The 21,085-nt window shown below is 67.5% G+C and carries 21 protein-coding genes; 20 read left to right on the top strand and 1 reads right to left on the bottom strand.

Translation table 11 applies throughout. From position 1 onward, the window contains the following. Nucleotides 1-128 precede the first annotated feature (128 nt). The 9 genes from ACN22W_RS24430 to ACN22W_RS24390 all read left to right on the top strand — a co-directional run bounded on the left by ACN22W_RS24430 (nt 129) and on the right by ACN22W_RS24390 (nt 9,106). Entirely contained in the window at nt 129-1,295 is a 1,167-nt protein-coding gene (locus ACN22W_RS24430) for an ABC transporter ATP-binding protein (protein ID WP_419689718.1), read from the top strand. Between the two features lie 115 nt (nt 1,296-1,410). Continuing rightward, on the top strand, nt 1,411-2,520 hold the full coding sequence (locus ACN22W_RS24425; RefSeq protein WP_419689717.1) for an ABC transporter substrate-binding protein: 1,110 nt from the start codon (nt 1,411-1,413) through the stop codon (nt 2,518-2,520). A gap of 25 nt (nt 2,521-2,545) precedes the next feature. Beyond that, nucleotides 2,546-3,421 carry an ABC transporter permease gene (locus tag ACN22W_RS24420; protein WP_129517074.1) on the top strand — a complete coding sequence of 292 codons (876 nt, stop codon included), beginning with the start codon at nt 2,546-2,548 and terminating at the stop codon, nt 3,419-3,421. Nucleotides 3,422-3,442: 21 nt separating this feature from the next. Beyond that, entirely contained in the window at nt 3,443-4,237 is a 795-nt protein-coding gene (locus ACN22W_RS24415; protein ID WP_129517075.1) for an ABC transporter permease, read from the top strand. Nucleotides 4,238-4,279: 42 nt separating this feature from the next. After that, nucleotides 4,280-5,008: an NAD(P)H-dependent oxidoreductase gene (locus ACN22W_RS24410; protein WP_174383918.1), complete on the top strand. Its 729-nt coding sequence runs from the start codon at nt 4,280-4,282 to the stop codon at nt 5,006-5,008. Nucleotides 5,009-5,037: 29 nt separating this feature from the next. Continuing rightward, the gene (locus ACN22W_RS24405; protein WP_419689823.1) at nt 5,038-5,787 is read left to right on the top strand and encodes an electron transfer flavoprotein subunit beta/FixA family protein; all 750 of its coding nucleotides are present in this window, start codon (nt 5,038-5,040) and stop codon (nt 5,785-5,787) included. 16 nt (nt 5,788-5,803) lie between these two features. Beyond that, a complete protein-coding gene (locus tag ACN22W_RS24400; RefSeq protein ID WP_419689716.1) occupies nt 5,804-6,751 on the top strand; it encodes an electron transfer flavoprotein subunit alpha/FixB family protein in 948 nt (315 codons plus the stop codon). 62 nt (nt 6,752-6,813) lie between these two features. Continuing rightward, the gene (locus tag ACN22W_RS24395) at nt 6,814-7,452 is read left to right on the top strand and encodes a MarC family protein (protein ID WP_419689715.1); all 639 of its coding nucleotides are present in this window, start codon (nt 6,814-6,816) and stop codon (nt 7,450-7,452) included. A 52-nt stretch (nt 7,453-7,504) separates the two neighbouring features. Beyond that, nucleotides 7,505-9,106, top strand: a complete 1,602-nt coding sequence (locus ACN22W_RS24390; RefSeq protein WP_419689714.1) for a 5-guanidino-2-oxopentanoate decarboxylase — start codon at nt 7,505-7,507, stop codon at nt 9,104-9,106. A 78-nt stretch (nt 9,107-9,184) separates the two neighbouring features. Here the strand turns inward: ACN22W_RS24390 and ACN22W_RS24385 are convergent, their stop codons facing one another. Further along, nucleotides 9,185-9,841, bottom strand: a complete 657-nt coding sequence (locus tag ACN22W_RS24385) for a TetR family transcriptional regulator C-terminal domain-containing protein (protein ID WP_240674511.1) — start codon at nt 9,839-9,841, stop codon at nt 9,185-9,187. Between the two features lie 238 nt (nt 9,842-10,079). On the opposite strand from ACN22W_RS24385, the gene ACN22W_RS24380 reads away from it, so the two are divergent. From ACN22W_RS24380 to ACN22W_RS24330, 11 genes are all read left to right on the top strand, one after another. Continuing rightward, on the top strand, nt 10,080-10,886 hold the full coding sequence (locus tag ACN22W_RS24380; RefSeq protein ID WP_048246353.1) for an ABC transporter ATP-binding protein: 807 nt from the start codon (nt 10,080-10,082) through the stop codon (nt 10,884-10,886). A gap of 71 nt (nt 10,887-10,957) precedes the next feature. Further along, the gene (locus ACN22W_RS24375; protein WP_129517081.1) at nt 10,958-11,755 is read left to right on the top strand and encodes a transporter substrate-binding domain-containing protein; all 798 of its coding nucleotides are present in this window, start codon (nt 10,958-10,960) and stop codon (nt 11,753-11,755) included. Between the two features lie 55 nt (nt 11,756-11,810). Beyond that, nucleotides 11,811-12,527: an ABC transporter permease gene (locus ACN22W_RS24370; RefSeq protein ID WP_048246355.1), complete on the top strand. Its 717-nt coding sequence runs from the start codon at nt 11,811-11,813 to the stop codon at nt 12,525-12,527. Between the two features lie 49 nt (nt 12,528-12,576). Beyond that, nucleotides 12,577-13,272, top strand: a complete 696-nt coding sequence (locus ACN22W_RS24365; RefSeq protein WP_419689713.1) for an ABC transporter permease — start codon at nt 12,577-12,579, stop codon at nt 13,270-13,272. A 53-nt stretch (nt 13,273-13,325) separates the two neighbouring features. Beyond that, nucleotides 13,326-14,519: a pyridoxal phosphate-dependent aminotransferase gene (locus tag ACN22W_RS24360; protein ID WP_419689712.1), complete on the top strand. Its 1,194-nt coding sequence runs from the start codon at nt 13,326-13,328 to the stop codon at nt 14,517-14,519. Nucleotides 14,520-14,560: 41 nt separating this feature from the next. Next, the gene (locus ACN22W_RS24355; protein WP_419689711.1) at nt 14,561-15,571 is read left to right on the top strand and encodes a succinylglutamate desuccinylase; all 1,011 of its coding nucleotides are present in this window, start codon (nt 14,561-14,563) and stop codon (nt 15,569-15,571) included. A 393-nt stretch (nt 15,572-15,964) separates the two neighbouring features. Further along, a complete protein-coding gene (locus ACN22W_RS24350; RefSeq protein WP_419689710.1) occupies nt 15,965-18,349 on the top strand; it encodes an MCP four helix bundle domain-containing protein in 2,385 nt (794 codons plus the stop codon). A gap of 10 nt (nt 18,350-18,359) precedes the next feature. Next, entirely contained in the window at nt 18,360-19,100 is a 741-nt protein-coding gene (locus tag ACN22W_RS24345; protein WP_419689822.1) for a methyl-accepting chemotaxis protein, read from the top strand. Then, nucleotides 19,097-19,675: a hypothetical protein gene (locus ACN22W_RS24340; protein ID WP_419689709.1), complete on the top strand. Its 579-nt coding sequence runs from the start codon at nt 19,097-19,099 to the stop codon at nt 19,673-19,675. The genes ACN22W_RS24345 and ACN22W_RS24340 overlap by 4 nt, the downstream gene beginning before the upstream one ends. 22 nt (nt 19,676-19,697) lie before the next feature. Next, nucleotides 19,698-20,657 (top strand): chemotaxis protein CheX, encoded by a 960-nt coding sequence (locus ACN22W_RS24335; protein WP_419689708.1) that lies wholly within the window; start codon nt 19,698-19,700, stop codon nt 20,655-20,657. A gap of 29 nt (nt 20,658-20,686) precedes the next feature. Then, nucleotides 20,687-21,052 (top strand): response regulator, encoded by a 366-nt coding sequence (locus tag ACN22W_RS24330; RefSeq protein ID WP_006486240.1) that lies wholly within the window; start codon nt 20,687-20,689, stop codon nt 21,050-21,052. Nucleotides 21,053-21,085: the final 33 nt, after the last annotated feature.

Genomic DNA, 21,085 nt, shown 5'->3' with positions numbered 1-21,085 from the left:
TGGTGTTGGGTGTCGTGTTGTGTCAGAGCCGGCAAGGGTCGCCGCTACTTGCGAACCGCATTTCGGCATAGTATAAGTTCTGTTAAATGAACGTTCAACCCAAATGTGAGTTGACCAGGAGACACGCGATGAGCGCGGTGATGGAGACGACGGCAGGTGTGGAGCAGGGTGGGCCCGGTGCGCACGCGGTTCGCGCGGAACCGGCGGGGCGCACGGCGAGCGGCGCGGGTCTGCAGATCGACCGCGTGTCGAAACGCTACGGCAATGTGCATGCGCTGCGGGAAACGACGATCGACATTCCGCGCGGCGAATTCCTGACGATCCTCGGACCGTCGGGTTCCGGCAAGACGACGTTGCTGACGATCGTCGCGGGTTTCGAGCATCCGACGACCGGCGACCTGCGCGTCGGCGGCCGCAGCATCGTCGCGTTGCCGCCCGAGAAGCGCAACTTCGGGATGGTGTTCCAGGGTTATGCGCTGTTTCCGCACATGACGGTCGAGCAGAACGTCGCGTATCCGCTGATGGTGCGCAAGCAGAAGGGGCCCGACGCGGTGAAGCGCGTGAAGGCCGCGCTCGATCTCGTGCGGCTCGGCCAGCTCGCGGACCGTTTGCCGCGCCAGTTGTCCGGCGGCCAGCAGCAGCGCGTCGCGATTGCGCGCGCGCTGGTGTTCGATCCCGATCTCGTGCTGCTCGACGAGCCGCTCGGCGCGCTCGACCGCAAGCTGCGCGGCGAGGTGCAGGTCGAACTGAAGGCGCTGCACGAACGGCTTGGCGCAACGTTCCTGTTCGTCACGCACGATCAGGAGGAGGCGCTGTCGATGTCGGACCGCATCGCGATCATGCGCGACGGCCGGCTCGAACAGATCGGGACGCCGGACGGGTTGTACGAACAGCCGGCCAACCGCTTCGTCGCCGATTTCCTCGGCAAGAGCAATTTCATCGAAGGTGTCGCGCTCGGCGGCGATGCCGCGGCGACGCACTATCGCGTCGGCGATGCGCGGTTCGTCGCGCCCCCCTGCGGCGCACGGCCGGACGACACGCTGCTGTTCGCGCTGCGCCCGGAGAAGGTCGGCGTCTCGGCCATATCGTGTGGTGGCGCGCACAACGAAGTGGCCGGCCGGATTCGCCACTGGAGCTATTTCGGTTCGTCGTACCGCTTCGAGATCGAGACCGCGGCGCTCGGCTGCGTGACCGCCGACGTGCCGGCCTGGCGCGGACTCGCGTCGCCGCGCACCGGCATGGACGTGTTCGTGCAGTGGGAGCGCGACGCGACCTGCCGGATCGCGTCGGACTGATACGACGAACGATGCATCCCGCGCGACGCGGCGAGCGCCGTCGTCGCCGGCCGATTCAACGGTGCCCGGAAACGACGAGATGCGTGCGGGTGCTGCCCAGCCTGGAGGAGACACCATGACGAACCGCTATCTGCAGGACCTGCTCGACCAAGCACGCGATCTTCAACCCGCTACATCGCAGCGCCGCCGCGACTTCCTGCGGCTGTGCGCGGCCGCCGGCCTCGCGCCGACGCTGCTGGCGACGGGCGCGAAGGACGCGCTGGCCGCGAACCCGAAGGAAATCGTGCTCAGCGCGTGGGGCGGCGAGGCGCGCTCCGCGTTCCGCTCCGCCTACATGGACCCGTTCACGAAGGCGAGCGGGATCAGGATGGGCTACGACTCGTCGCCGGAGGACGGCAAGATCAAGGCGATGGTCGAGAACAGGAACGTGATCTGGGACGTGATGGATCTCGACGGTTTCGCGGCGATCAAGCTCGGCAAGCAGGGATTCCTGCGGCCGATCGATTATTCGGTCGTCGGCCGCAACGCGTTGCCGGGGCTCGCATCGGATTTCGGCGTGCCGTCGTACCTGCTGAGCTACGTGCTCGTCTACGACGCGCGCAAGTTCGGCGCGAATCCGCCGAAGAACTGGGCCGATTTCTGGAACGTCGGCAAGTTTCCGGGCAAGCGCGGGTTGTGGAAGTGGATGGGTGGCGCGCTCGAGGCCGCGCTGATGGCCGACGGCGTCGACAAGGACAAGGTCTACCCGATCGACGTGCCGCGCGCGATGAAGAAGCTCAAGGAGCTGCGCTCGAACGTGCTGCTGTGGGATTCGGGCGCGGACAGCCTGCAACTGCTGCGCAACGGCGAAGTCAGCATGGCGTGCATCTGGCATACGCGTGCGAACGTGCTGCAGCGCGAGAGCAGCGGGCGGTTCCGCTATACGTGGGAGCAGGGGCTCGCGTCGTGCGACGTGTGGGGCGTGCCGAAGAACAATCCGTCGGGCGACGCCGTGTGGCAGTTCATCAAGTTCGTGCAGGGCGTCGAGCCGCAGGTGCGCCTGCTGTCGCTGCTCGGCAACGGGCCGGTGACGCCGGCCGCGACGGCCGCCGTGCCGCAGGCGCTGCGCGCGGACAATCCCGGCACGCCGGAGAACTGGGCCAAACAGTGCAAGGTGAATCCCGAGTGGTGGGCGCAGCATTACGAAGCGACGCTCGCGCAGTACACCGACCTGATGTCGTCCTGAGCCGCTGCCTCGTGAGCGTGATGCGATGAATACCCTGACTACCCCTGTCGCGGGCGCCGCCCCGCTCGGCCGCGCGAAAGCCGACCGCTACTGGCTGCTGGTCGTGCCGCTGCTTGCGGTGCTGATCGTGCTGTACGTGTATCCGCTCGTGCGCGTGCTGTGGCTCGGCTTCGCGGTGCCGGAACCCGGTCTGCACAACTACGCGCGGCTGCTGGACAACCGTGGCGTGCACCGCGTGCTGTGGACGACGCTGCGCGTGTGCGCGGTCACGACCGTGTGCTCGGTCGCGCTCGGTTATGCGATCGCGTATGCGATGGCGCACGTCGGGCCGCGCCAGCGGATGGCGCTGATGTTCGGGCTGCTCGTGCCGTTCTGGGCGTCGGTGCTGGTGCGCGCGTTCTCGTGGCTGTTCCTGCTCGGCGAGCAGGGGCTCGTCAACACGCTGCTGATGCGCATCGGGCTGATCGACGCGCCGCTGCCGCTGATGCGCAACGAGATCGGCGTCGTGATCGGGATGATCCACTTCATGATCCCGTACGCGGTGCTGCCGCTGTACGCGAACATGAAGGGCATCGACCCGCAGCTGGTGCGCGCGTCGCAGGGGCTCGGCGCGGGCGCGCTCGTCACGTTCCGCAAGGTGTATTTCCCGCAGACGCGGCCGGGCATCGTCGGCGCGGCGATCCTCGTGTTCATCTTCTCGCTCGGCTTTTACGTGACGCCGGTGATTCTCGGCGGCGGCCGCACGGTGATGATCGCCGAATACATCAGCACGCAGATCCTGCAGTTGATGAACTGGGGCAGCGGGGCGGCGCTCGCGTCGCTGCTGCTGGCGTCGATCCTGGCCGCGCTTGCGCTGCTCGCGCGTTTCGTCGACCTGCGCGAGCTGTTCGGCGCGCGCTGAATCCGACCGGAGGAATCGAAGATGAAGACCAGACTGACGGCCGGCCGCGCGCTGGTGATCGGCGTCGCATGGGCCGCGATCCTGTTCCTGATGCTGCCGCTGCTCGTGTCGGTGCCCGTGTCGCTGACGCCGAGCGACTACCTGTCGATGCCGGACGGCGCGCTGTCGCTGCGGCATTACAGCGTGCTGCTCGACGACGACGGCTGGGTGTCGAGCTTCCTGCAGAGCGGGCTGATCGCGCTCGTTTCGTCGGCGATCTCGGTGACGCTCGGCACCTTGTGCGCGATCGGCTTGTGGAAGGTGGCATCGCGGCGCGGCGAGCTGGTGCGCGGTGTGATCCTGTTTCCGCTGATCGTGCCGCCGATCGTGTCGGCGCTCGCGTTCTACCGGCTGTGGGGCGAACTCGGGATGCTCGACAGCTATCCGGCGGTGATCCTGTCGCATGTCGTGCTGTCGGTGCCTTACGTGGTCGTCGCGGTATCCGCGTCGCTCGCGACGGTCGGCCTGCGGATCGAGCAGGCGTCGCGCAGCCTCGGGGCGAACCTGTCGCAGACGCTGCGTTACGTGATCCTGCCGTCGATCCGGCCCGGCGTGCTGTCGGCGGCCGTGTTCGCGTTCATCCTGTCGTGGGACGAACTGGTCGTCACGCTGTTCATTTCGAGCCGGGGCGTCTACACGCTGCCGCGCCGCATGTGGGACGGGATGCGCGAGAACGTCGATCCGGCGATCGCGTCGGTCTCAACGCTGCTGCTGGCGGCCACCTGCATCGCGATCGGCCTGTCGCTGCTGCGCAAGCGTGCGGCCGGGTCCGTCTGATATCAACCGAATCAACGTTACGTTGCGGAGAAAAACAGCACCATGAAAGTCCTGATCGTTCACGCCCATCCCGAACCGCAGTCGTTCACCACGTCGATGCTGCACCGCGCGGTGAGCACGCTCGAAGCGCAGGGGCATACCGTGACGGTGTCCGACCTGTACGCGATGCAGTGGAACCCGGTCGCGAGCGCGGCCGATTTCGGCGTGCGGAAGAACCCGGACTATCTCGTCTATGCGCTGGAGCAGCGCGAGAACGTCGCCGCGCACGCGATCGCGCCCGACATCGCCGCCGAACTCGACAAGCTGGTCGCCTGCGACCTGCTGATCCTGAGCTTCCCGCTGTTCTGGTGCTCGATGCCGGCGATCATGAAGGGCTGGGTCGACCGCGTGCTCGTGTCGGGCAAGGTATATGGCGGCGTGCGTTTCTACGATCGCGGCGGAATGCGCGGCAAGCGCGCGCTGCTCGCCTATACGTGCGGCGGCCGCGACTACATGTTCGGCGCGGACGGCGTGCACGGCGAGATGGACCTGATGCTGCGCCACGTGCTGCGCGGCACGCTTGGTTATGCGGGTTTCGACGTGCTGCCGTCGTTCGTCGGTTATCACGTGCCGTATATCGGCGACGCGGAGCGGGCGGCCGTGCTCGAACGCTACGACGCGTACCTGGCGCAGCTCGACCGGCTGGAACCGATGGCGTTCCCGACGCTCGACGATTTCGATGGCGACATGCGGCCGCGCGAACGCGCGCCGCAGGAAGCCGCGCAGGACTGAACGATTCGATTCCGGGGGAATGAATGAGCATCAAGGTACTGGTGGCAGTGAAGCGGGTGGTCGATTACAACGTGAAGGTCCGCGTGAAGTCGGACAACACGGGTGTCGACCTCGCGAACGTGAAGATGTCGATGAACCCGTTCGACGAAATCGCCGTTGAAGAAGCCGTGCGCCTGAAGGAAGCGGGCGTCGCGACCGAAGTGATCGCCGTGTCGGTGGGCGTCACGCAGGCGCAGGAAACGCTGCGCACGGCGCTGGCGATCGGCGCGGATCGCGCGATCCTCGTCGAATCGACCGACAGCGTCGAGCCGCTGGCCGTCGCGAAGATCCTGAAGGCGCTGGTCGACAAGGAACAGCCGCAACTGGTGATCCTCGGCAAGCAGGCGATCGACGACGATTCGAACCAGACGGGCCAGATGCTGGCCGCGCTGGCTGGCCTGCCGCAAGCGACGTTCGCGTCGAAGGTGACGGTCGCCGACGGCAAGGCCACGGTCGCACGCGAAGTCGATGGCGGCGCGGAAACGCTGTCGCTTCAACTGCCGGCCGTGGTGACCACGGACCTGCGTTTGAACGAGCCGCGCTATGTGACGTTGCCGAACATCATGAAGGCGAAGAAGAAGCCGCTGGAAATCGTGAAGCCCGAAGATCTTGGCGTGGACGTCGCGCCGCGTCTGAAGACGCTGAAGGTGGTCGAGCCGCCGAAGCGCGCGGCCGGCGTGAAGGTGCCGGACGTGAAGACGCTGGTCGAGAAGCTGAAGACCGAAGCCAAGGTGCTGTAAGAGGGAGCGCAAGGAAATGACGATTCTGGTGATTGCAGAACACGACAACGCGTCGGTCAAGGCCGCGACGTTGAACACGGTGGCGGCGGCAGCCGAGGTTGGCAAATTCGTCGGCGGCGACATTCACGTGCTGGTCGCGGGCCACAACGCGCAGGCGGCTGCGGACGCTGCGGCGAAGATCGCCGGTGTGTCGAAAGTGCTGCTGGCCGACGCGCCGCAGCTCGAAGCGGGCCTCGCGGAAAATGTCGAAGCGACCGCGCTGAACATCGCGAAGGACTACTCGCACATCCTCGCGCCGGCCACGGCGTACGGCAAGAACATCGCGCCGCGTATTGCCGCGAAGCTGGACGTCGCGCAGATCTCGGACATCACGGCGGTCGATTCGGCCGACACGTTCGAGCGCCCGATCTACGCGGGCAACGCGATCGCGACGGTGCAGTCGAGCGATCCGGTCAAGGTCATCACGGTGCGTGCGACGGGTTTCGATCCGATCGCGGCCGAAGGCGGCAGCGCAGCGGTCGAGAAGATCGCGGCAGCGGCCGACGCCGGCAAGTCGCAGTTCGTGAGCCGTGAAGTGACGAAGCTGGACCGTCCGGAACTCACGAGCGCAAGCATCATCGTGTCGGGCGGCCGCGGTCTGGGCAGCGGCGAGAACTACACGAAGGTGCTGGAGCCGCTGGCCGACAAGCTGTCGGCCGCACTCGGCGCATCGCGCGCCGCAGTCGACGCAGGCTACGTGCCGAACGACTATCAGGTCGGCCAGACCGGCAAGATCGTCGCGCCGCAGCTGTACATCGCGGTCGGCATCTCGGGTGCGATCCAGCACTTGGCCGGCATGAAGGATTCGAAGGTGATCGTCGCGATCAACAAGGATCCGGAAGCGCCGATCTTCAGCGTGGCCGACTACGGCCTCGTCGGCGACCTGTTCTCGACGGTCCCCGAACTCCACGCCGAACTCGGCTGACCCAGCCGCGGCCGCGATGCCCTTGCATTCCTTATCCACCCGACCGCATCCGAGTGCGAACGATGACCCTGACGTCGAGCGACGTGCTGCTGTTCCTGACGGGCCTGCTGACGCTGTTCTGTCCGCCCGTCGCGATCCCGATGTACGCGGCGGTCACCGGGCATTTCCCGGATACGACGCAGCGGCAGATCGCGTTCCGGCTGTTCGCGTGGATCGCGACGCTGATGGTCGGCGCGGTATGGGGCGGGCAGTTCCTGCTGCGCATGCTCGGCCTGACGCTCGGCGCACTGACGCTGACGGGCGGCCTTGTGCTCTGCCTGTGGTCGATCCCGATGATGCGCGGGACCGCGAACGACGAGCGCAGCGGCAGCGACACGCGGCTCGAGTATGCGCAATGGCGCAACTACATCGCGGTGCCGCTGATCTTTCCGCTGTCGATCGGCAGCGCGGTGATGTCGCTCGTGATCACGACCGCGACGCGCTTCCATACGCCCGCCGACCTGCTGGCATTGAGCGCCGCCTGCGTGCTGCATGCGGGCGTGATCGGGCTCACGTATGCGTGCTCGGCGTCGTGGTGCCGCCGGCTCGGCGAGATCGGCAGGACGCTGGTCGAGCGGCTGTCCGGCATCGTGTTGACCGCGATCGCGTTCCAGATGCTCGCGCAGGGCGTGCGCGAACTGCTGCCGGGGCTCGCGCATTGACGGCCGTGGCCGGCGTACGATCTTCAAACCTGTCCTGAACGATGGAAACCTTATGAAAACTGTAGGCATGTACCTCGTCGATCTGCTCGCTGCCTACGGCGTCGACACGGTGTTCGGCATTCCCGGCGTGCATACGATCGAGCTGTATCGCGGCCTGGCCGGCAGCGCGCTGCGTCACGTGAGCGCGCGCCACGAGCAGGGCCTGGGTTTCATGGCGGACGGTTATGCGCGTGCGACCGGCAAGCCCGGCGTGTGTTTCGTGATCACCGGGCCCGGCATGACGAACATCGCGACGTCGATGGCGCAGGCTTATGCGGATTCGATTCCGATGCTGGTGATCTCGAGCGTCAATGCGTCCGGCGACATTGGTTCGGGCAACGGCCATCTGCACGAATTGCCGGACCAGCATGCGTTCGCCGAGAACGTCGCCGCGTTCAGCTACACGGTGCCGCGCGCCGACGCGCTGCCGCAGGCGATCGCGCGCGCATTCGCGGTGTTCTCGGGCGGCCGCCCGCGCCCCGTGCACATCCAGATTCCGCTCGACGTGCTCGCGGCGCCTGCCGATGCATTGCCGCTGGTGCCGGCCGCGCCGCCGCGCATCGCGCCGGGGCCCGCATCGGCCCAGGGCATCGACGCATTCCGTGCGAAGGCGGCCGCCGCGCGCGCGCCGCTGATCCTCGCGGGCGGCGGCGCGCTCGACGCGGCCGACGACGTGCGCTGGCTCGCGGAAACGCTCGACGCACCGGTCGTGATGACGATCAACGGGCGCGGCGTGCTGCCGCCCGCGCATCCGCTCGGCATCGCGTGGTCGGCGTCGAGCGACGCGGTGCGTGCGCTGATGCGCGACAGCGACCTGATCATTGCGCTCGGCACCGAGCTGGGGCCGACCGACTACGATCTGTACGCGACGCGCAGCTTCGCGATACCCGCGCCGCTCGTGCGGATCGACATCGACCCGCAACAGCTGTGCCGCAACGCGGTGCCCGCGTTGCCGCTGCTCGGCGACGTCGGCGAAACTGTGCGCGCACTCCGGCGCAGCTGGCCGGCCGATGCGTCCGCGCGCGCGGACGGCGACGGCATTGAACGCGCGGCGACGTGCCGAGCGGCGGCGCGGCAGGAACTGAACGACGAGATGCGGCGCGACCTCGCGCTGCTCGACAGCGTGCGCGACGCGCTGCCCGATGCGGCGATCGTCGGCGATTCGACGCGCATCGTCTACGCGGGCAACGTCGGGTTCGCGGCGCCGCGCCCGCGCAGCTGGTTCAACGCGTCGGTGGGATTCGGCTCGCTCGGCTACGGGCTGCCGGCCGCCGTGGGGGCGAGCCTCGGCGACGCGTCGCGCCCGGTCGTCTGCGTGGCCGGCGACGGCGGGCTCCAGTACACGCTCGCGGAGCTCGGCACCGCGGTGCAGCACCGCGCTCGCGTGATCGTCGTGCTGCTGAACAACGGCGGGTACGGGGAGATCAAGCGCGCGATGGTCGACGTCGGCGTCGAGCCGGTCGGCGTGGATCTGCACACGCCGGATTTCGTCGCGATCGCGCGTGCGTACGGATGGGGTGCGCAGCGGGTCGAAGAGGGCACCTCGCTGGCCGGCGCGCTGAGCGAAGCGGCCGCCCACGACGCGCCGTACCTGATCGAGATCCGCGCGGCCTGAAAACGCGAACGGCCTCGCACCGTGCGAGGCCGTCGTTGCCGCCGCCGGTTGCCCGGCGGCGGGTGCGCGCGTGATGCGTTACGCCCGCTTGCGGGCCGTCTTCGGCGGCGGGAGGAACGTATCGACGACGCGCAGGCAGCTCGTCAGCGCGTCTTCCGCGGTGAACGACGTCGGGTCGCGCGCCAGCTCCAGCCAGAAGCCGTCGATCACGGCCGTCAGCGTCAGCGCGGCGAGATCGCTGTCGACGGTGCCGCCGCGCACTTCCGCGATCTGGTCGAACAGCTTCTTCAACGCTTGCCGGTAGCCGCTGTACAGCTCCTTGTGCGCCTTGCGGATCACCGGGTCGCTGTGCGCGACGCTCCAGAAGCCGAGCCATACCTTCACGTTCTTCGGCGCGAACACCGGCGTGGCGAAGCAGACCTTGATGATCGCATCGAGCTTTTCCTCGGGGCCCGTCGCGTTCGCGGCCGCCGCGCGCGACACGTCAAGCAGGTCGGTCGCGAGCCGCTTGTAGGTCTGCGCCATCAGTTCGTCTTTCGACTGGAAATGATGATTGATCAGCCCGCGCGAGACCTTCGCTTCCGCGCAGATGCGGTCGATCGTGGTCTCGGAATAGCTGTAGCGCGCGATGCAGCGCATCGTCGCGTCGATGATCGATTGCTGACGCACCGCGGGTGTTTCTCGGATGCCGCGGCTGCGTGCCTGAACCGGTGCCGTGCCAGGAGTCTTTTTCACGTGGTGACCTTACGGAATCGTCATGGCACCGATTATAGGGGAGTGCCGGACGCTTGTTCAATTACGGTGATGAAAGCGTCGCGAAACCCGCGAAAACCCTTGCTCCGGATTATTTTAAAACTGTTGAACCATTGTTCAACAGCACCTATACTCGACTCCGCATGAGGTTGGTCGGCCATTCAACAAGACGCCACGATCCCGCGTGGGACGGGCGTGAGAATTCGACACAGGAGACAGCATGTTGGCGCGGGTGGAGAGCGTGAAAACGGACGTCGAGGAACGCGTGCAGGTGGAAGATCTGCACAAGCGGTTCGGCGACCTGGAAGTGTTGAAGGGCGTGTCGCTGAGCGCGCGCGAAGGCGAGGTGATCTCGCTGATCGGTGCGAGCGGATCGGGCAAGAGCACGCTGCTACGCTGCATCAACCTGCTCGAGACGCCGACCCGGGGGCGCATCGTCGTCGACGGCGAGGAGATCGGGCTGAAAGTCGACCGCAAGGGGCGCACCGTGCCGACCGATGCGCGTCAGGTCGAGCGGGTCCGCACGCGGCTCGGCATGGTGTTCCAGAGCTTCAACCTGTGGGCGCACCGCACGGTGCTCGAGAACGTGATCGAGATGCCCGTGCATGTGCTGCGCGAGCCGCGCGCCGAAGCGATCGCGCGCGCCGAGCAACTGCTCGAACGCGTCGGCCTGGCCGACAAGCGCAACGTCTATCCGGCCTTCTTGTCCGGCGGCCAGCAGCAGCGCGTCGCGATCGCGCGCGCGCTGGCGATGCGGCCGAAAGTCATGCTGTTCGACGAGCCGACCTCCGCGCTCGATCCCGAGCGCGTCGGCGAAGTGCTGAAGGTGATTCGCGATCTCGCGTGCGAAGGCCGCACGATGATACTCGTCACGCACGAGATGGCGTTCGCGCGCGACGTGTCCAGCAAGGTGCTGTTCCTGCACCAGGGGCGCGTCGAGGAGAGCGGCACGCCGTCGGAGATCTTCGATGCGCCGCAGAGCGAACGCTGCCGCCAGTTCGTCAACGCGCACCGCCAGCACCATTGAATCACGGGAGCCGCCCGCGAGCGCGCGGGCCGGCCCGCCCGATCCCTATCTTTCCTGCAAGGAGTCCGACCATGAAACGTGTCGTACGCAGTCTGCTGTGCCTGTTCAGTATCGTCGTCGCGGCGCTCGCGCCGCTCGGTTCCGCACATGCGTCGTCGGGCGTGCTGCGCTTCGGCGTCGCCGCCGAACCGTATCCGCCGTTCCTGATGAAGAGCCCGACCGGGCAGTGGAGCGGCTTCGAGGCCGACCTGATCCGCGCGCTGTGCGACCAGATGAAGGCGAAGTGCGAGATCAAGGAAGTCGCGTGGGACGGCATCATCCCGGCGCTGCTCAGCGACAAGATCGACGTGATCTTCAACTCGATGTCGATCACGCCGGAACGCCAGAAGGTGATCGCGTTCTCGCGGCCGTACTACGAAACGCCGGGCACCTTCGTCGGCGCGAAGAACGCGAAGCTCACGCTGACGCCCGACGGCCTGAAGGGCAAGGTGATCGGCGTGCAGGGCTCCACCGCGAATGCCGAGTTCATCAAGATGGCGTACGGCAAGAGCGCGACGGTGCGCCTGTACAACACGCAGGACGACTGCAACGCGGATCTCGTCGCGGGCCGGATCGACACGATGTATCTCGACCAGCTCGGCATCCTCGATTTCCTGAAGTCGAAGGACGGTTCGACGTTCGAGCTGAAGGGCCCCGGCAGCGTGAAGATGGATCCGGCGATCTTCGGCTACGGCGTCGGCGCGGGGATGCGCAAGGCCGATGCGCCGCTGAAGCAGCAGATGGATCAGGCGCTCGAACAGCTGCATGCATCGGGCAAGTACGCGCAGATCGCGAAGAAGTATTTCCCGATCGACCTCTGGCCGCACTGATCGCGCCGCTACCGGCACACGGATACACCGGCGCACGCACGGACGAGGAGGCGGCATGGACGGTTGGGGATGGGTGAGCTACCTGGGCATGGACCCGGACGGCTGGGGCGTCGCGCTGCTGCAGGGCGCGGGCGTGACGCTCGAGATTTCGCTCGGCGCGTTCGTCGTCGGCATCGTGCTCGGGTTGCTGGGCGCGGCCGCGAAGTTGTCCGGCGTGCGCGCGCTCGAAAGGATCGCGCAGGGCTATACGACGGTGTGCCGCGCGGTGCCCGAACTGCTGCTGATCCTGCTGCTCTACTACGCGGGCACCGACGCGATCAACCTGCTGATGACGGCGATCGGCGTCGGCCCGGTCGCGGTCAACGGGTTCGCGGCGGCGGTGATCGTGCTCGGCATCGTGCAGGGCGCGTACGCGGCGGAGATCATCCGCGGCGCGATCCTCGCGATCCCGTACGGGCAGATCGAGGCCGGCCGCGCGTTCGGCGCGCCGCCGGGGCTCGTGTTCCGGCGCGTGACGCTGCCGGCGATGGCGCCGTACGCGCTGGCGGGCTTCGCGAACCTGTGGCTGATCCTCGTGAAGGACAGCGCGCTGATCAGCGTGGTCGGCTACAGCGAGCTGCTCTACACCGCGAAGCAGGCGGCCGGCTCGACGCGCGAATACATGCATTACTACCTGATGGTGGCCGCCGTGTATTTCGCGATCACGTCGCTGTCGGGTGTGCTGTTCCGCGAAATCGAGCGCCGCTTCGGCCGCTGGATGCCGGCATCGTGAACCGCGCCGCGCTTTCCCGCATGCTTTCCCATCGAACCGGATCAACGTCATGGATCTGAGCGTACTGTCTTCCTACGGATCGTTGCTGCTGCTCGGCGTGCTGACCACCGTCAAGCTGCTCGTCATCTCGGCCGTATTCGGCTTCGGGCTCGCGATCGCCGTCGCGTTCGCGCGGCTGTCGCCGAACCCGATCATCGCGCACGTCAGCAAGGGTTTCACCGAGGTGATACGCGGCACGCCGCTGCTCGTGCAGATCTACCTGATCTACTATGGTGTCGGCTCGTTGTTCGCGGGCTGGCCCGCGCTGCGCGACAGCGTGTTCTGGCCGTTCCTGCGCGACGGTTTCTGGTATGTCGCGTTCGCGCTCGTGATCAGCGTCGGCGCGTATGTCGGCGAGGTGCTGCGTGCCGGCCTGCGCGGCGTGCCGAAGGGCGAGATCGAGGCCGCGCGCGCGATGGGGATGCGCCCGTCGATGATCGCGCGCCGCGTATGGCTGCCGCGCGCGATCCAGATCCTGCTGCCGACGCTGGCCGGCGAGACCGTGATGCTGCTGAAATCGACGGCGCTCGCGTCGACGGTCGCGGTGATGGACGTGCTCGGCGCCGCGAACTACATCCGCGCGCAGACGCTGCGAACCTACGAGCCGCTGCTGGCGATCGCGGTGATCTACGTCGTGCTCGCTTTCGTGATCGAGCGCGCGTTCGGCCGGCTCGAGCGGCGCGTGCCCGTGCGCATGCCGCGCTGAATGAACCCACTGACGGCGCGGCAGCCGGACGGACGCCGCGTGATGGAGGACGCATGAACTATTCGAAGCTGGTCGATCGCCTGCAGGGCAAGCGTACGACCGCATGGGACATTCACTACGCGGCGCAGCAGGCGGTTGCCGCCGGCGAGCCGGCGATCATCCTGAGCGTCGGCGATCCCGATTTCGCGACGCCCGACGTGATCGTCGAGCGCGCGGTCGCCGCGCTGCGCGGCGGTGACACGCACTACAGCGAAGTGCGCGGCCGCGCCGAACTGCGCGCGGCGATCGCACGCGAGCACACGAAGGCGTCGGGGCAGGCGGTCGGCGCCGAGCACGTGATCGTGACGGCCGGCGCGCAGAACGCGCTGTTCGCGATGGCGATGTGCCTGTGCGAGGCGGGCGACGAGGTGATCGTGCCGGAGCCGATGTACCTCACCTACGAGGCGAGCGTACGCGCGTCGGGCGCGACGCTCGTGCCGGTGCCGGTCGATGCATCGCGCGGTTTCCATCTCGACTTCGACGCGCTCGAAGCGGCCGTGACGCCGCGCACGAAAGCGATCTTCTTCGCGACGCCCTGCAATCCGACCGGCGTCGTGATGCCGCGCGCGGACCTCGAACGGATCGCGCGGCTCGCCTGCGAGCGCGATCTGTGGGTTGTGTCCGACGAGGTATATGCGGCGCTGACGTTCGAGCGCGAGATGGTCAGCATCGCGTCGCTGCCGGGGATGGCCGAGCGCACGGTGACGCTCGGCAGCCTGTCGAAATCGCATGCGATGCCGGGCTGGCGGGTCGGCTGGGCGATCGGCCCGACCGAGCTGATCGAGCATGCGGAGCGGCTCGCGCTGTGCATGCTGTACGGGCTGCCGGGCTTCATCCAGCAGGCGGCCGTCACCGCGCTCGACAACCGGGCCGCGATCGTCGCGGACATGCGCGAACTCTACCGGCGCCGCCGCGATCTCGCGTACGCGCGCCTGCGCGACGTGCCGGGGCTGCGCTGCCTGCTGCCGGAAGCGGGGATGTTCATGATGGTCGACGTGCGCGGCACCGGGCTGGATGCGCATGCGTTCACGTGGGGGCTGTTCCGCGCGAAGCAGGTCGCGCTGCTCGACGCGAGCGCGTTCGGCGACACCGCGTCGGGTTTCGTGCGCTTCGGTTTCGTCGTCGACGATGCGCGGCTGACCGATGCGTGCGAGCGCATCGCCGCGTTCGTCGCAAGCCTTGGCGCTGGTTCGCATGCGTCGTCGTGAATCGTCATGCATGATGCATCGGTCCTGAAGGAGAAAAGACGATGATCGAAACGCTGAACTGGCAGGTGCCGGGCGACCACGGGCAGCCGCTCGCGATCCGCGCGTGGCGGCTGTCGGCCGGCGACGGGCCGCGTGTGCACCTGCAGGCGGGCGTGCATGCGGACGAGATCGCGGGCATGCTCGTGCTGCACCGGCTGCTGCCGCAACTGTGCGCGGCGCACGATCGCGGCGTGCTGCGCGGCACGGTGACGGTCGTGCCGCAGGCCAACCCGCTCGGGCTCGCGCAGTTCCGGCAGGGGCGGCTGCTCGGCCGCTTCCACGAAACGACGCATCGCAATTTCAACCGGCATTTCCACGAATCGGCGGCTGCGCGCCGGCCCGCGACGACGTTCGCCGCGTGGCAGCGCACGCTGCTTGCCGCCGCGTGCGACGCCGATATCGTGCTCGACCTCCATACCGATTCCGAGGCGCTGCCGTACGTGTACCTGCATCGTGACCTGTGGCCGGCCGGCCGCGATCTCGCCGCCGCGCTCGGCGCCGATGTCGCGATCCTGTGGGACGAGGACGACGACGGTGCGTTCGAAGGCGCCGTCGTCGCGCACTGGGCGCGCAGCGGTGGTTTAAGCGACCGGCTCGTCGCGACCGTCGAGCTGCGCGGGCAGTCCGACGTGTCGGATGCGCTCGCCGAGCGCGACGCCGACGGCGTGCTCGCGTTCCTGCGCGGTCGCGGCGTGATCGCGGAATCGCCCGGCGCGCCCGACTGGGATGGCGAAGCCGTACCGATCGCACATATGGAGACGCTGATCGCGCCCGTGTCGGGCGTGCTCGTCTACGAACGCGAACTCGGCGCGACGGTCGAGACCGGCGAGCGCGTCGCGCGGATCGTTGCGCATCCGGGCGTGCCCGGCAGCGAGCATGTGCTGGTCGCGCCGCAGGCCGGGCGCATCGTCACGCGCAACCGCGAGCGGCTGGTCGCGCAGGGCGACGTCGCGCTGAAGCTGACGGGGTCGCGGCCTTCGGCCGGCTGGTCGGGCGGCGCGCTCGATCCGTGAACGACGACGCGGGCCGGCGCGGGCCCGCGCACCGCATGCGATATTTTTCGAATCAAGGGACGGAAACGAATCGACTCGCGCGATAATGCGCAAACGTTTTACCGATCATCAATAAAATTGAATCGGCGGAATCCGAATAAAACAATGAATATCCGCTATGCCGCCGATTCGTCACACGCCGCAGCCGTTCTGGCGCGGGTGCCCGGTAGTTAACGGCCGATCCGCGAAAAACTTTAGGGTTTTTCCGTCGCAATTAATCATTTCAATTTTCTCAATGACCGATTGAATTACGGTCATCGGACAGTCATACACCATCCCCGATAATTCGGCGCTCACATTCTTTCAATAGACCAAAGGGCGATCGAAGCCGGATCGCTGCGGGGAGCTGTACTCATGACCATCCGTCATCGCATTACGCTGCTAGTCGTCCTGACCTTCTTCGCGCTGTCCGCGATCGGCATCTATGCCGTGTACCAGACACGCAAGAGCGCGTCCGAGGTGCGTCAGGTCACCCAGGGAATCGTGCCGAGCGCGCTCGCGTCGGCGGATCTCGTCGCCGATGTGAAGAACATCCAGATCGCGACGATGACGCTCGTCTACGCGCCCGACGCGAACACCGCCGCGCAGGCGCGCGACGAGCTGAAGGCAAAGCAGGCCGCGCTGCGCGCCGCGCTCGACGTGCAGGCGAAGTCGGCGGTCGGCCGCGCGCAGGAAGGCCTCGTCACGCAGGCGAAGGACAGCGTCGCGAACTATTTCGCGGCGATCGACGACACCGTGAAGATGAAGACGGACGGCAAGCCCGAAATGGCGCAGGCCTACCTGTTCGCGAACGTCGCGCAGTATCGCGACGAACTCGAAAGCATCGTCGACACGCTGCGCGTCGAGAAGAACCGCCAGAAGGACGACGCGATCAGCGCGCTGAACGGGATGCTCGCGACGACGGCAACCGCGATCGCGGGTGTCGCCGGCACGGTGATCGTGCTGCTGACCGCGCTCGGCTTCGTGCTGTATCGCCAGATCACGCGCCCGCTGATCCGGATGCAGACGATGATGAGCGAGATCGCGACGAGCCAGGATTTCACGCGCCGCGTGCCGGTGGGCCGGATGGACGAAATCGGCCATTCGATCGTCGCGTTCAACGGGATGATCGAGAAGATCCAGGAGAACGCCGCGCAGCTCAAGCAGAAGACGGCCGACATCCAGGCGATGCTGCAGAACATGCAGCAGGGGATCCTGACCGTCGTCGAAGGCGGCGTCGTGCATGCGGAGTATTCCGCGTACCTCGAAACCATCTTCGAGACCAGCGACATCGCCGGCCGCGACCTGATGGCGCTCGTGTTCGACGATTCGGGGATCGGCTCCGACGCGCGTTCGCAGGTCGATGCGGCCGTGCACGCATGCCTGGGCGAAGACAGCATGAACTTCGAGTTCAACGCGCACCTGCTCGTCAACGAAGTCGCGAAGCGGATGCCGGATGGCCGCGAGAAGTGGCTCGACCTGAGCTGGTCGGCGATCACCGACGAGACCGACACGGTCGTGCGCCTGATGCTGTGCGTGCGCGACGTGACGGAGATTCGCGAGCTGACCGCGCAGGCCGGCGAACAGCAGCGCCGCCTCGAGATGATCGGCGAGATTCTGTCGATCAGCCAGGACAAGTTCCACGACTTCGTGCACAGCGCGAAGGGCTTCCTCAGCGAGAACGAGCGGATGATCCGCCAGCACGAGCGCGTCGATCACTCGATCGTCGCGGCGCTGTTCCGCAACATGCACACGATCAAGGGCAACGCGCGCACGTACAGCCTCCAGCACCTGACCAACATCGTTCATGAAGCGGAGCAGGCGTACGAATCGCTGCGCCGCGCGGACGGCGGCCCCGAGTGGAACCGCGACGCGCTGATGGACGACCTGGCCCGCGTGCGCGAGGCGGTCGAACATTACGCGACGATCAACGCGGTCACGCTCGGCCGCAGCGGCGAACCGGCGCAGGGCGGGGCCGATTACCTGATGGTCGAACGCGCGCATATCAGCGAGAGCCTGCGCGTGCTCGACGGCGCCGATCCGGCGAATGCGGCCGACTGGCACGCGGCGCGTGATTCCGTACGCCGCATGCTGAGCCAACTCGGCACGCAGGGCATCGGCGACGCGCTCGGCGGCGTGATCGAGTCGTTGCCGTCGCTCGCGGCCGAACTCGGCAAGCCGGCACCCGTCGTGCATATCGACAGCCACGGCCATCGCGTGCGCAGCGAGATCGGCGCGACGCTCAAGAATGTGTTCATGCACCTGCTGCGCAATTCGATCGATCACGGCATCGAATCGTCCGACGAGCGGCGTGCGGCCGGCAAGGCGGCGTCCGGCACGATCGACATCGCGGTCGGCGTGGGCAGCGACGAGCTGTGGTTCGTGCTCAGCGACGACGGCCGCGGCCTCGCGCTCGACCGGATTCGCGGCATCGCGCGCGAGCGCGGCTGGATCGATGCGGACAACGACGCGGCGCTGTCCGACGAAGATGTGGCCGAGCTGATCTTCCGACCCGGCTTCTCGACCGCGCACGCGGTGACCGAAGTGTCGGGGCGCGGCGTCGGCATGGACGCGGTGCGCAACTTCCTGAAGCGCGACGGCGGCGATATCGCGCTGCGCTTCACCGACGATCATGTCGGCGCACCGTATCGCGCGTTCGAGACGATCGTGTCGCTGCCGGCCCGCTTCGCGGCGGACGGCGCCGGTCACGACGCCGTGCACGAGCGCGCACGCATCGCGGATATCGGCGCGGCGGAGTGACGAAGTGATCGTGCAGGCGTGGATGATTCAGGTTGCCGCCGCGCTGGCGGGCGGCGTTGTCGTCGCGGTGGTGGCGGCGGTCGTGTTTCGCGTGATGCGCGGGCGGCTCGTCGCGGCGATGGAACACGACGCGGATGCGTTGCGCGGCGCGCTCGCGGCAGCCGACGCGCGCGCCGAACAGGCGGCGTCCGCGCATGCGGAAGCGGCCGATGCATGGACGCAGCGCGAGGCCGAACTCGAGGATGCGCTGGCGCGCGAGGCGTCCGCGACCGGCGCGCAGCGCGACGCGCTGCTGGCGCTGTCGGCCGATCGCGCCGCGCTTGCGCAGCAGGCGATGAAGATCGCCGACGAAGCCGCGCGCCTGCGCGGGCTCGCCGGCACGTTCGAGCGCTGGCACGAGCAGATGATCTCGCTGACCACGCAGAACCAGGACATGCGCGCGAAGAACCAGGAGCTGTCGGCGATCGTCGCGCACGTGTCGATCGTGTCGCTGAACGCGTCGATCGAGGCCGCGCGTGCCGGCACGGCCGGGCGCGGCTTCTCGATCGTCGCGAGCGAGGTGCGCGGGCTGGCCGCGCGCTCGCAGCAACTGTCGAACAGCTATCGCGACAGCCTGAACCGCAACGATCTCGTGACGGCCGCGACGTTCCAGGACATCCAGGCCGGCGGCAAGATGATCACGGCCGCGCTCGCGACTGTCGAGACGCTGGCCGGGCAGCTGCACACGCGAATCGAAGGAGAGGCGGCGTGATCAGCGCGCAGGCCCAAGCCGGCTTGGAGCGGATTTTTTTCGACGCGGCGCGTACGCGGCTCGCGTCCGGCGGCACGTGCGACATCCGGCCGTCCGCGGCCGACGCGCATGAGCACGAGCCTGCGCGGGCCGCGTCGCGATCGAAGCCGAAGGTGCCGGAGCACGTCGCGGTGCTGACGATATCCGCGCTGCATTTCCGCTTGCTGCTTGCGTTGCGCTTCAGCGACGACGATGCGACGCGCCGCCACTTCGCCGGCGCGACGGCGGGCACGAGCGGCCAGCGGCCGCTGTCGGAAGCGTTCATGGAAGTCGCGAACCTGTGCTGCGGCGCGATCAACCAGGCGCTGACCGTGCCGTTTCCCGATCTCGGGATGTCGACGCCTTACCTGCTGAGCGGCGCGAGCATCGACTACCTGCCCGCGCTCGCGCCCGATCACGTGGCCGCATACGACCTGACGCTCGACGGCGACGTGCGGGTCGGCGCGACGCTGTGCGTGTGCGCGAACGCGCCGGTCGATTTCCACATGCCGGACACGGCCACCGTGGATACCGGCGGCGAGCTCGAACTCTTCTGACCGACCATTAGGAACCCTTGACATGACCGTCGATCAACCCGTCAGCAAGGTGCTCGTGCTCGACGACAGCCGCGCGCACGCCGATGCGATCAAGCGCTTCTGCGACGAGCACAACCTGGTCTGCCTGACCGTGCGGCGCAACCGGCTGCTGAAGGTGCTGCGCTCGAACATCGATCTCGGCGCGATCCTGCTGGCCGAGGATTACGGCGGCTCGCCGGCCGAGAGCGCGATCATCGCGACGCAGATCGACGCGCTGCGGCCCGAGCTGCCGATCATCCTGCGCCGCGAATCGCTCGCGTCGCGCGACGGGCTGCCCGAAGCGCTCGCGCGGGTCGCGTGCGCGGCCTACGCCGCGGACGACATGACGCCGCTCAAGCGTGCGATCGACGAATACCTGTTCGGCCGCGACTACCCGAACGCGCTCGTGCGCGGCATCTCGGAGATCACCGAGGCGCGCATCGACAGCCTGTTTCCGGGCATGGCGATCGAGCACGACACGCCGTGCATCGTGCGCGACCAGATCATCTTCGGCGAAGTGTTCAGCCTGATCGCGCTCGAAAGCGCGTGGTGCCGCGGCTACATGCTGCTGCAGACGAGCGAGCAGCCGCTGCTCGACATGCTCGGCGGCACGCGCGACGACGGCCGCGCGCCGGATTTCCGCGACGTGAACAGCGTGCTCGGCGAGCTGACCAACCTCGTGTGGGGCGCGTTCAAGAACCGCTATCTCGGCGACGCCGAGGCACTCGCGCGCCATCCGGTGCAGGTGCCGCTCGTCGTCAATCACAAGCAGAAGTTCATTTCGTTCGGCGGCGACTGTCCGCAGCTCTGTTTCAAGTACCGGATGACCGACCCGGCATCGGGGCGCTCCGTCTGTCTCGACCAGCGTTTCGTGTTCAGCCTCAGCTGGTCGCCGGAGGATTTCCGCGAATCGGTGCAGGACGTGGGGCCGATGGTCGAATCGGGCGAACTCGAACTGTTTTGAAGTCAGCAACAAGGAAAGGGGAATACGGCATGGCAAAGATTCTGGTGGTCGACGATTCGGGCACGGTGCGCGACGAGGTCGCGGGCTTCCTGCGCAATCACGGGCTCGACGTCGCGACGGCGGTCGACGGCAAGGACGGGCTCGCGAAGCTGAAGGCGACGCCCGGCGTGCGCCTCGTGATCAGCGACGTGAACATGCCGAACATGGACGGCCTGACGATGGTCGAGAAGATCCGCGGCGAACTCGCGAACACGGCGGTCAACGTCGTGATGCTGACGACCGAAAGCAGCCCGGCGATGAAGGAGCGCGGCAAGGCCGCCGGCGTGAAGGGCTGGATCGTGAAGCCGTTCAAGGGCGACGCGGTGCTCGACGCGCTGAAGAAGCTCGCGGGCTGACGCGCGCTTCGCGGGGGCGGGCCGGACGCCGGC

The sequence above is a fragment of the Burkholderia theae genome (assembly GCF_048565265.1).
Taxonomy (GTDB): domain Bacteria; phylum Pseudomonadota; class Gammaproteobacteria; order Burkholderiales; family Burkholderiaceae; genus Burkholderia; species Burkholderia theae.
This window is presented reverse-complemented; position numbering and strand designations above follow the sequence as displayed.